The organism is Proteus columbae (assembly GCF_009914335.1).
Lineage (GTDB): Bacteria > Pseudomonadota > Gammaproteobacteria > Enterobacterales > Enterobacteriaceae > Proteus.
Window position 1 is genome coordinate 3,484,115 of the sequence record NZ_CP043925.1, and the last position, 11,970, is coordinate 3,496,084.

At 35.5% G+C, this 11,970-nt stretch carries 9 protein-coding genes; 3 read left to right on the forward strand and 6 right to left on the reverse strand.

The genetic code is table 11. The annotated features are described in order from the left end of the window. Positions 1-85: 85 nt before the first annotated feature. A complete protein-coding gene (locus F1325_RS19440; RefSeq protein ID WP_244313529.1) occupies positions 86-3,418 on the forward strand; it encodes an autotransporter domain-containing protein in 3,333 nt (1,110 codons plus the stop codon). Positions 3,419-3,493: 75 nt separating this feature from the next. On the opposite strand, the gene F1325_RS16330 is transcribed toward F1325_RS19440, so the two are convergent. The 6 genes from F1325_RS16330 to F1325_RS16355 form a co-directional block, all read right to left on the reverse strand. Next, entirely contained in the window at positions 3,494-4,132 is a 639-nt protein-coding gene (locus tag F1325_RS16330) for an ATP-binding cassette domain-containing protein (RefSeq protein ID WP_160230718.1), read from the reverse strand. 59 nt (positions 4,133-4,191) lie between these two features. Beyond that, entirely contained in the window at positions 4,192-4,989 is a 798-nt protein-coding gene (locus tag F1325_RS16335; RefSeq protein ID WP_109374280.1) for an ATP-binding cassette domain-containing protein, read from the reverse strand. Then, positions 4,983-5,795, reverse strand: a complete 813-nt coding sequence (locus F1325_RS16340; RefSeq protein ID WP_109374279.1) for an ABC transporter permease — start codon at positions 5,793-5,795, stop codon at positions 4,983-4,985. Before F1325_RS16340 ends, F1325_RS16335 begins: the two co-directional genes overlap by 7 nt. Then, positions 5,792-6,775, reverse strand: a complete 984-nt coding sequence (locus F1325_RS16345; protein WP_162558391.1) for an ABC transporter permease — start codon at positions 6,773-6,775, stop codon at positions 5,792-5,794. The genes F1325_RS16340 and F1325_RS16345 overlap by 4 nt, the downstream gene beginning before the upstream one ends. After that, positions 6,760-8,343 (reverse strand): ABC transporter substrate-binding protein, encoded by a 1,584-nt coding sequence (locus F1325_RS16350; protein WP_109374278.1) that lies wholly within the window; start codon positions 8,341-8,343, stop codon positions 6,760-6,762. Before F1325_RS16350 ends, F1325_RS16345 begins: the two co-directional genes overlap by 16 nt. Positions 8,344-8,746: 403 nt before the next feature. Beyond that, complete coding sequence (locus tag F1325_RS16355) at positions 8,747-9,736, reverse strand: glycosyltransferase (RefSeq protein WP_109374277.1); 990 nt, start codon at positions 9,734-9,736, stop codon at positions 8,747-8,749. A 377-nt stretch (positions 9,737-10,113) separates the two neighbouring features. On the opposite strand from F1325_RS16355, the gene F1325_RS16360 reads away from it, so the two are divergent. Next, positions 10,114-11,487 (forward strand): type II toxin-antitoxin system HipA family toxin, encoded by a 1,374-nt coding sequence (locus F1325_RS16360; RefSeq protein WP_160230719.1) that lies wholly within the window; start codon positions 10,114-10,116, stop codon positions 11,485-11,487. Then, a complete protein-coding gene (locus F1325_RS16365; RefSeq protein WP_109374275.1) occupies positions 11,484-11,861 on the forward strand; it encodes a helix-turn-helix transcriptional regulator in 378 nt (125 codons plus the stop codon). The genes F1325_RS16360 and F1325_RS16365 overlap by 4 nt, the downstream gene beginning before the upstream one ends. Positions 11,862-11,970 lie beyond the last annotated feature (109 nt).

The following is an 11,970-nucleotide window of genomic DNA, read 5'->3' on the forward strand; positions in this document are numbered from 1 at the left end:
AATAAAATCCATTTATATTGACAGAAAAAGAAGATCAAACTAGTCTTCAAAAAAATCCTGCCAATATAAAATGGAACAATAATTTATGCTTATAAGAAAAAAGATATTCAAGTTATCAATAATTACTTCAATAATTATTTTCTCTTCGTCTAGTCATGCAAATATACCTAATGAACTCAGTGCAACAGATCCTATTTCTTTTTTCTTTGATCAATATCCTATTCAAAATTTAAAGGACTATAAACACAGTCAACATCATCATGGTGTTCTTGGTTATCGAGAAAAAAACAATATTTACACATCAAAACATTCAACTGTAATTATTAACTCAATTGATAAAAAGAATACTATTAGTTTTGATTATGGCGCTCATTTTGAACCTTTAGAGATAGAAAATATTGATAAAATCAAAATTATATCTTTATCTCATGACGGTCTTTATGCAATAGGGAATGGTCATGATAAAAATAAAGCATTATCACAACTTTTTATTTATAACACAGTGACAAAAGAGGTTAAATTTTTAAGTAATAAAGATAATAATTATTATACTGATGATCATTTTTTAACAACAGAAGATGGTCGATTTAGCCTTTATGCTGATCATGATGAGAGCTACATTCCATTAATGGAAACACATGATGGTTATCTTCCTTATAATAAAATGGTTTACACCATCTATGATAATAAAAAAAACGGAGTATTCCCGCTTAAACGTTTAGATAAAACAGACCTAAAAAATCATCCAGAACAAGCAAGGTTTAATGCATTTAATAACTTAAATTTTATTGAAAAATTTATTGATAGAAAACCTAAGATTGAAACCAGCACACTTGATGGTAATTATCTTTATGGTTCATTATTAAGAGATAGCAAAAATGAATCCAATACAAATATTGCTTTTGTTTATCACACTGATAACGATAAATTAATGACACTAACCAGTTCAAATTTTGGATCATCAAAAATCAATGCTGTCTCTAAAAATAATATTTTTATAGGATGGTATGAATCATGGGATAATAATAAAAAAATACTTTATCGCCAATCTTTTTTCTATGCACCTTCAGATAGAAACTTTACTAATATCAATCCATTATATGATACACATAGTAAATTCAACTTTAAGGCGAATTCAGAAGCCACAGATATTTCTGACGATGGAAATATTATTGTAGGTTGGTCTGAATATAACGAAAAAAGAAATGGAGAAAGCGAACTTTCAAATTCTCATTATTTAAGAAATGCATTTGTTTATAAAAAAGATAAAAATAAAATTGTTGCATTAAAAAATACAAATATGGGAAATGAATCAGAAGCATATTCAATTTCAGGCGATGGAAATGTTGTGTTTGGTGTAGCAAATGACAGAGAAAATAATTGGAAATTAGTGACATGGAAATTACAAAATTCAAATAATTCAGAGCAAAATAAAAGTAATGAAAAAACAAATATAGAGAATGCGAAAACCCTTGCTAAGAAGGATATCAATTTAACAAAAAAATTATCTGAAAAATTAAAACTAGACCTTGAAAAAGAAAAAAATTCATTATTTTCTTTAAAAGAAATTTTAGAAAAAAAACAAGCTGAACTTAAAAATCAACAAAACGAAATGGAACAAAAGAGGGAAGCAATGAATCCTCTTTTGGATAAAAATGAAAATGATTATTTCTTAAAAAATATACATATCTATGAAGGGTATGGTGATGTTATAGAGAATAATAAAAACGAAATTAATAAAATAGAACAACAACTCAATTCTTTAGATAATTCTCAAGAAGCTCAAAATGTAAAATTTATTGAGTCTCAATATAACCAAGCTAAAACTGCATTAACCGAATTGCAAACAATACCCAAAAAAGAAACAGAACAAGACCGTTTAGCCAAAGAGCAAGCCGATAAAGCTAAAGCTGAACAAGACCGCTTAGCCAAAGAGCAAGCCGATAAAGCCAAAGCTGAACAAGACCGCTTAGCCAAAGAGCAAGCCGATAAAGCCAAAGCTGAACAAGACCGCTTAGCCAAAGAGCAAGCCGATAAAGCCAAAGCTGAACAAGACCGTTTAGCCAAAGAGCAAGTCGATAAAGCCAAAGCTGAACAAGACCGCTTAGCCAAAGAGCAAGCCGATAAAGCCAAAGCTGAACAAGACCGTTTAGCCAAAGAGCAAGCCGATAAAGCCAAAGCTGAACAAGACCGCTTAGCCAAAGAGCAAGCCGATAAAGCCAAAGCTGAACAAGACCGTTTAGCCAAAGAGCAAGCCGATAAAGCCAAAGCTGAACAAGACCGTTTAGCCAAAGAGCAAGCCGATAAAGCCAAAGCTGAACAAGATCGTTTAGCCAAAGAGCAAGCCGATAAAGCCAAAGCTGAACAAGACCGCTTAGCCAAAGAGCAAGCCGATAAAGCCAAAGCTGAACAAGACCGTTTAGCCAAAGAGCAAGAAAAAATTAAGCCATCAATTATTGCCAGCAAACCTATCGATATTGAAAACACTTATAAATCAATGCTATTAATGGCTGAAAACGACTATAAATTTATAGATATGCAACAAGGACAACTGCGCCATTTAGCTTCAGCAACTTGTTCTGTGGGTACTGAAAAAGCCTGTATTAGTGGCTTTGCACACTACCAAAACGTAGATAAAGCCAATGCAACACAAACGGGATTAAGTGGTGCTTATCGTTTTAATATCAACGCGATTCCATTCGTTGTCGGACTTGCCATTGATACTGATGTTTATTCCTCATTGCCAAAAGGATATCAATATCAAGGTTATGCATTACCTTTAATTGGTTTTAGCCTAGATTTAATGCCATCACTCAATGCAGAATTAAATAGCAATGCATTACATCTGTCATTAAAAGGGGCTTATTTAAATCGAAAAGTTTCTATCGAAAGACAAATATTAGAAGATACTGAAGCGGGTAAAGGTAATGCTAAAATTTCTGGTTATCATATTGATTTACAAGGTTCTTACCCATACACCATATCAAATGAATTTATACTTACACCCTTTGCTGGGCTTACTTTTAATCAAGTCTCGCGTTCAGCTTACAGTGAAACTCAAAATGCCCAATTTGCAGCGCACTATGATGCCCTTAAAACGCATTCATTGTTAGCCAAAATGGGATTAGGTATGGATCATTTATTAGGTTCCTCTTTCATACTAAACACCAAAGCGGGTTTATTATGGAACCTATCACATCATCAAAGTGATTTTCGTAGCCATATTGATTATTTAGGTCAACAGAATATTGATTATTCAGAAAATAAAAAGCAGTTAAAACAACGTCCATTTGCGCATATTGGATTAACGTATCAAGTGGATAAACACTCATCTATTGGTACTAAAGCAAATTGGGAAATGACCACGTATCGCAATCACGATATGCAATTTGGTATTAACTACACCTATCGTTTCTAATTCCATATTGTTACGTTTAGCAGTAATATTCGGCTTCCTATAAAAATATAGGAAGCCATTTTTTTCACTAACGGATTAAGATAGCCCGTTATTTTTAATAGTAGAAACACTTTTTTCCGTATCAACCCACCACACCTTCGTCGAAACCTTCTCAAGAAGCGCTTTATTGTGGCTAAAAATAATCAAGCTTAAGGGGCGTTTTTGGCTTTCATCAATTAACACTTTCCAAATTTCAGCTTGAATTTGAGCATCTAATTGTGCCGTTACCTCATCTGCAATCAATATTTGAGTACGAGGATCAAGCGCCCTTAATAGGGCAATACGCGCCAGCTCTCCACCCGATAATTCATTAGGTCTACGTGTTAACCACTCTGGCTTTATTCGTAATTTTTCCAGCCAATATTTATCTGGCGACCAAGCATCGCGAACACTTTCGCCTGTTGTTCGAAAAGGGTTAAAACACTTATCAGGATGTTGAGGAACTAATTGAATTGGGCAATAACCTTTTTCAGATAATGGTTTTCCATTAATGAGAATTGAACCTTGGGTTGGTGCTTGCCATTGTGCTAAAACGCGACCTAAGGTTGTTTTCCCTGTACCACTTGGTGCTGAAATACCGAGTCGCTCTCCCGCATTTAACGAAAAGGAGAGATCTTGCCATAACACCTTACCTGCTTGTTCCACAGATAATTGTTTTAACTCTAAAAGTGGCATAAAGATAACTCCAGAAATAACAGATGAAATGTATAAAAATAAGACTTAAGAACACAATATTATAATGGATTAAGTGATGTTTCTTTTGTATTTATAAATTGTTGTTCAGGTAATGCACTCCAGAGTGTTTTTAACCACTCACTACCTTCATGGCGATTTAGCACATTAGCGGGAATTATTTCGTTAACCTCACCTTGATTAAGCACCGCTATCGTATCCGCAAACCGTGCCGCTAAAGCTAAATCATGTGTAACCCAAAGCACTGATTTGCCTTGATTGCATAACGCTCTTAAATGCCCTAATAATAAACACGCATGTTCATCATCTAGCCACGAGGTAATTTCATCAGCCAGAATATATTGTGCATTAGAAAGCGTTGCATTACAGGCTAATACGCGTTTCGCCATTCCACCAGACAGTTTTGCTGGATATGTTTTTACCAATGAACCTGAAAGATGATAAAGACCGAGTTGTTGCACGATATCATCAGACGTAACATCCGCACCACTTAAACGAGCAGAGCGACTTAATTGATCACCGATACAGATCAACGGATTGAGCGCGCTGACACCTTGAGGAATATAACAAAAAGTATTCCCACGATAAGCAATAAGCTCTCGTTCACTTAATGTATGCCCATTCAGTTTAATCGCACCACGAACTCGCATATTGGCAGGCAAAAGCCCTAGCGCACTTTGTAATAACAGACTCTTACCTTCACCACTGCCTCCCACTAATGCCAGCATCTTTCCGGGTTTAATATCCAATGAGATTGATTTTAGCAACGGCTGCCAATTTCGTTTTCCTAACCAACGAAACTGTGCAATATCAATGGAAAGCTGTTCAAAACTTAACATCCTGCCCCTCTTAGCCATAATTGTTGCATTGCTTTAGCAAATTGATCGAAAATCAATACTAAGCACATCAAAATTAACCCCGGAAACACCACCATCCACCAAGAGCCCGTACTTAAATAGCGTAGTGCATCTGCCAGTAATAAGCCGAGTGAAGGTTCATGCGCAGCTTGACCAAAACCGAGGAAACTTAACGCTGCGCTATGCAATACTGCATGAGGGAACATTAACAAGGTTCCCACGATCCACTGAGGTAATAGCATTGGAATATAGTGTTTTTTTACGCACTCAAAAGGTGAATTGCCAATACGACGCGATAACATCACATAATCCGCTTCACGGATACGCTGAATTTCACCTCGTAAAATTAACGCAAGCTTAGGCCAGTGAGTTAATGCCACCGCCCAAATCACCCCTTGTTGCCCACCACCTAAGGTAAAACAAATAAGAATAAGCAGTAATAAGTGAGGTAATGCCAAAAGTGCATCAACAACACCTCTTACAAAAAAATCGCAATAGCGATTAATGGAAGAAATTCCCGCAAAAATCAACGCAATAGTGCCACTCACAACTGCACTTGTTACACCAATATTTAAGCTACTTAACATGCCTTGAAAACAACGTAGCCATAATGAACGACCTAAGTTATCCGTCCCAAACCAATATTGATCTGATGGGGCTTGATTCCTAGCCAGAAAATCCATTGCGATATCAGTATGAGAAACAGAAAAGCCATACGCCACTAACCCAATTAACGCGAAGGTGACTAACAAAAGTCGCAACAATGGCTTGTTCGGATCGTAAATCATGAGTCTCGCAAAATTCCTTTATTAATACGTCGTAATAGGCTGTTAGAAATGCTATTACCGAAGAAAATCAAAATAGTGCTGAAAACCACAATGCCCATTAACAGAGGAATATCACCTCGTAACCCCGCATCAACGGTTGCCTGTCCTAATCCAGGATAAGCAAATACTTTCTCTGCTAAGAGAGAGCCACCGAGCAGTTCACCAATTGATGCAAACTGTAAGCAAAGTGCAGGTGTAATGGCATGACGTAGAACATGAAATAGCATCATAGCCCAACCTTTATCACCTTGAGCCTTAGCAAAATGGATAAATTCACTGCCCATCACTTCGGCAACTTTCGCGCGAGTATGCAGTGCGATATTCCCTGTTCCTAATAAACCAAGCGCGATCATAGGTAAGATAAGATGAGAAAAACGCTGACTTAACGTTGCGGTCTCGGCACTACTTCCCATTGGCCACGCACAACAAATTGGCGCCCAATGTAAAGTGACAGAAAATAGAGATAACAGCAGTAACCCTACCCAGAACGTCGGTAGCGCGGCTAATAAATAAGATAAAGTAGAGATAATTCTATCTGGCCAGCGATTAAGGTATCGACCCGCGACTAATCCCATCACAACACCGATAACACCAGAAAATACCCACGCTGAAAAAAGCAAGATAAACGAAGGTCCTGCACGTTCACGAATAACATCAATAACAGGCATGTTATACAACATAGAATAGCCAAAATCCCCTTGAATGATTTGGCTAAACCAAAGCCAAAATCGCATCCATAAAGGTTGGTCAATTCCCCAACGTGCTGCAATTAAAGGATATTGTTCAGGAGGAACATTCAGTAGATCACTACCAATATAAGCCTTAATGGGATCGATTGGTGAAAAACTTAATAAAATAAAAACACCTGCTGTTGTCACCAACAGCAGGCAGAGTAATCGCAGGAAAAAACCTGCACTTTGACGTATTACTGACAAGTCCACTTCCAAGTATCTACGCTATTTAATAATGACCATGAACCATGGATTTCAGGTGTTCCTGTACCCAGATCAACACAAGGATTAGTTAAGTAAGTGTGTTGCACATTCATCAGCCAAGCCCAAGCAGCATCACCTTTTACACCAGCACCATTTTTACCATCCCACTCTACCGCTTTCCAATGAGGAACGGCTTCTTGCCATGTATGAGCATCAAGCGCGGCTTGTAGATGTTTTTCGACTTCAGGGTTTTTGTAATAACCTGGGTTATAATAACCAACACCCGCGGCATTAGCACTGTAGTGATGATATAACTCCATCGGATCAAGGCTACCCCAACCAAATAAAGTTGGATTTGAGTGCATATAGCGCTCTACTGTATCCCAACTTCCTGATTTAAGATCCATTTGAATACCAAGAGGTTGCACTAACGCACGAATTGACTCAGCTAAATCACGACGTGTTGCATCACCGCTGGTATACCATAAAGTGAGTTTTGCTTCTAAACCGTCTTTTTCACGAATACCGTTTTTATTCAGCTTCCAGCCTGCATCTTCAAGAATTTGTTTTGCTTTTACAACATCACCATCTTTGAAAGCAGCATCAGTTTGATCCCAAGGTAAACCTTTTACGCCGGTATATGCAGGAACGGCATAACCATCAAGGACTTGCTCTGAAAGCAACTTACGATCTAACGCGTAGTTAATGGCTTTACGAATAGCGATATCAGCGGTGATATCATTACCAATGTCATAGCCTTGGGCGTTTTTCTCACCTGATTTTACCATTGGGAAAACAATACCGCGATTTTCAACACTCGGTCTTTCCCACAATTTAGTATTTGGTAAATTCTTAGCAATTGCAGCCGTTGCGGGTGGAATACGCACAATACCTAATTGTCCACTTTGCGCAGCAGCAAAAGCAGCATCTTCATCAAGGAAAACGAAAATCAATTTTTCAAAATCATTTTTCTGTCCCGCATAGTAAGGGTTTGCTTCAACAATTAATTGCTGCCCCGGTTGGAAACTGACCATGCGATAAGGACCTGCACCAATTGGCTTTTGTGCGTAGGTTTTTTCATCATACTTATCGGCAGAAACAATACCTAAAGAGCCGAGCACGTTTACGAAAGTACTTTGTGGTGCTTTTAGCGTGATAGTGACATGCAAATCATCATCTGCTTTTGCAGAGAGGAAGTTACCCATATCAACTTTACCGCCACTGGCAGCCGCATTGTTATAAGTAAATACGATATCTTTTGCTGTAAGCGGTAAGCCATCAGAGAATTTTAAATCTGGCTTTAACGTTAATTTCCATGTTTTACCATCTTCACTTGGTTGATAGTCACTTAACATATTGCTATACCAAGAGAGATCCGCATTTTGCTTTAACAATGGACTATGGAGAAGTAAATAACTGCCATGACTCCAGCCCAGCATTGGGTCGAAGCCTTCTGTTGGCTCTTCACCAATAGCTAATTTCAGCGTTTGAGCAGATGTTGCAAAAGGGACGCTTAACGCGGCTAAGCAAGTTAAGGTTACTAATGATTGACGCCAACCAAACCGAATAGACATAAAACATTCTCCGATTTTTTAGATACGACTTATCATCAGTCTCTATCTAAATAAGATGAAGAGGCTGAAGCAAGATAAATAACAATGGTAATTGTGATGCTCTGCAACTTGATGCAGATAAAGGCTAAACCCGTGGCATCATAATAAGTTTTTTTATTCAACTACTCGAATAATATTCGCCAGTTTATTGATTTTACATAAACTTTTATTAAGGAGTAATACTCATTATGGCAAAATTCTAGCAAGTGCACAGTATTTTTCTAATAAATAAGTTATATATTTATCATTGAATTTATTAGTGAGCGCAAAACGAAATAAAATGAATTTTTAACGAAATTAGATTATTTCCTTTTATTTAATATACATTGAAAATAAAAAGGCACATTATTGTGCCCTCTTGTGATCATGAATTTAATATTCTTTTTAATTTAAAATAGCGTCGACCTAAACGCCAACGTAATCTTAGATCTTTTGCATTTTTCCAGATCAATGTCCATATCCCTCTATCAAAAAATTCTTTAACGATTTGTTTTTTAATTTCAATAGATTGAATAGCAACAATTGAGTGAATAATTCCCAAACCCTCTTTTGCAATTTGCCAATAACACGCATTGATATTTTGAGTCACTTCCTTATGTTTTTGATTAATAGCATCAAGCATTTCTAATATTTTCATGTAATTATGAATTGTTCTAACATGAATACTGTCATTAGGTGTTGCATGAGAAACCGATCCGGAATGAATCAAATAATCGTAATAGCGTTCATCGATATATTTAACCCGCCGCGCTGTTAATAACACTTCAGTTGTCCACGGAATATCTTGATGATGTAAACCCGGTTCAAAATAATAACCATGATCAAGTAAAAATTCACGACGATAAATATTTAACCAAGTCACATGTAAGAATTTTTTAGAGTTTAATGCAATTTCTAGCCATTGTGGCCCCGTTAAAACTCCCGTTGTCTGCAAGCGGTTAGATGGAAATATAGGTCGTGAAGGACGCCCATCTGTATAAACATAATTACCATTACAGGTTAAAATATCCAAATTATCATCTTTAGCTACATTAAGCATTCTGTCATACATATTAGGATGAATTACATCATCAATATCAGGAAAAACAATATATTGACCTTTTGAAATATTAAATCCTATATTACGAGCAACAGATACACCTTGGTTTTCCTGATCAATAATAGTGACTCGAGGAAATCTTTCTTCCCATTCTTGTAATATTTTAAGTGAATTATCTCTAGAGCCATCATTAACTAAAATAAGTTCCCAATTTTTTAATTTAATAGATTGTAATCCATTGAAAAATGGAGATAAAAATTTCTCACCATTATAAATGGCGACGACGATACTCAGTTGAGGTATAGAAGAAGACATAACCCACCTTTTATATTCTTAGCTAAGAAAAGAATTTCCCCTTAAATAGTTAGTATTGAAAACAAGCAAACAGAGTCATTCACAGAGTTAATTACTCTTAATTCATTCTTAATGAAAACTTAATTTTTAACTAACTAAAGGTAAAAATGATATTTAATGAAGATAAGTATAATTAACTTCTTTTTATCTCTTATGAAGAAAGGGTTAAGGTAGTTTGTTTTTTAAAAGAGATAACTAAAGGGAAAATTAAGGTTAGCGTGGAGAATAAATGTTATTAGCAGGCATTCAATTAACAATGCGTAATATAAGTTACAATAAATTCATTTTTATGTTTTAATGAGTGAAATATCACTCATTGTATTTATAAGGCAATCAATATGGAAAAAGTAACATTACAAGCATTTCTTGATCAAGAATGGAGAGATATTGCTATTATTAACTTTCCTGATCATGATCGCACATTATATGCAAACAAGTATGATATTACCTATCCAATCACTGAATTAGAGTATGAAACAAATTATTCAGTGGATTACCTGTATCAAGACGACAACCACTCTGTTTCTATTAATCATCCTGTTGCCCTTTATTTTGATGATAATGGCTCTCCAAGTTGGCTTAAATTTTTAGATGATATTGTACCTAGTGGAGCCAGTCGGAGATATTGGGTTCAATATCTTGATATTTCGAATTTGACTGTAGAACAACAAAACTATGAATTACTTTATCATGGTACTATTTCACCTATTGGTAACTTACGTGTAAAAGAATCACTGCCAGCCCCTTCTAACTTAAATGAACACCTTGTTTTTACTATTGATGATGTCAAAAATAGAGCCAGCGATTTTCTAGATTACGCACAACGTAAAGGCGCAGCCGCTGGTGGTGCAACAGGTGCCGGAGGCGAAGCTCCGAAATTGTTATTAAGATGCAGTGATAATGAAGAAGTTTGGATTGATACTTATCAAGATGATATATCTAACCATGATAAATATTACTTAGTTAAATTTCCGAGAGGAAAACGTTCAAGTATAGATTGTGATATTTTAAGAACAGAATATCATTTTTATCATGAACTTACTGCAATGGGTTTCAATACTATTTCTATTGAGGGTATGCGTCTAGAAGAAGGAAATAATTACCCTTCTTTATGGCTTCCTCGTTTTGATATCAAAAGAGAAAATCATAAAGTTATTCGTTTAGCTATAGAATCTGTCTATTCCATATTGAATAAAGCACCTGGCACAACTCTATATCATGAAACAGTGATCAGAGAATTAATTGATAAAATTAATCAAAGTAATATGGTCACCCAATTTGATTTTCAATTTGATACAAACGATTTTATTATTGAATGGGTAAGGCGAGATTTATTGAATATCATTTTTGGTAATAGTGATAATCATGGTCGAAATACTTCTTTTATAAGAAACAATAACTCAATTTATCTTGCCCCTATCTATGACTTTGCACCTATGAAGGCTGATCCTGAAGGTATTGCTAGAACAACAAAATGGCATTCACAAAGTGAAATGGGAGGAGAGTATAATTTTATTAATATCGCAAATTCTTTATCTGATTTAATACCACAAGAACAGTTACTTAACGCGCTAAAAGAAACCGCCTTACAACTCATTACGTTAAAAGAAAGATTAGAGGTAAGAGGTGTGCCAATACAAATCCTCACAATGCCTTCATTTGGTTTTGATTTTATACCTAATAAGCTAGAACGCTGGGGATTACTATCATGAGTAATGTCAAAAATAAAATCCAAATAAGCAAACCTCCAGCTAGAGTATCTAAAACACGTCAATCTGTTGCAACCGTGGACAGAAAAGAAGTGATTAATCAGATCATGTCTCAGTTGTTATTTGGAGAAATAAGCCAAGGAGAGGCATTAAAAATATTAAGAATAAAAATATTAAGTTTAAACCAAGAACGCTATGCAAAGCTTATTAATATTTCACGCAAGACACTATCAGAAATAGAAAATGACAAAGGTAATTATTCTGCTGACATTATTAATAAAGCATTTAAACCATTTGGATTAAAGATTGGACTGATCCCTTTTTCTCCTCATGTCTTATTTTCATTACTAAAAGAGCACAGTAATAACAATGCGTAATATAAGTTACAAAAAACACTTTTTTTATAAATAATGATACTTATATCACTCATTAAAGAAAAACATCCGCAAAGCGGATGTTTTTCTTTTTTATTTATATCAAAAATCG

Bases quoted from the DNA above. Each gene is read 5' to 3' on its own strand.
- F1325_RS19440 (WP_244313529.1), top strand. From the start codon at position 86: ATGCTTATAAGAAAAAAGATATTCAAGTTATCAATAATTACTTCAATA.
- F1325_RS16330 (WP_160230718.1), bottom strand. From the start codon at position 4,132: ATGCCACTTTTAGAGTTAAAACAATTATCTGTGGAACAAGCAGGTAAG.
- F1325_RS16335 (WP_109374280.1), bottom strand. From the start codon at position 4,989: ATGTTAAGTTTTGAACAGCTTTCCATTGATATTGCACAGTTTCGTTGG.
- F1325_RS16340 (WP_109374279.1), bottom strand. From the start codon at position 5,795: ATGATTTACGATCCGAACAAGCCATTGTTGCGACTTTTGTTAGTCACC.
- F1325_RS16350 (WP_109374278.1), bottom strand. From the start codon at position 8,343: ATGTCTATTCGGTTTGGTTGGCGTCAATCATTAGTAACCTTAACTTGC.
- F1325_RS16355 (WP_109374277.1), bottom strand. From the start codon at position 9,736: ATGTCTTCTTCTATACCTCAACTGAGTATCGTCGTCGCCATTTATAAT.
- F1325_RS16360 (WP_160230719.1), top strand. From the start codon at position 10,114: ATGGAAAAAGTAACATTACAAGCATTTCTTGATCAAGAATGGAGAGAT.
- F1325_RS16365 (WP_109374275.1), top strand. From the start codon at position 11,484: ATGAGTAATGTCAAAAATAAAATCCAAATAAGCAAACCTCCAGCTAGA.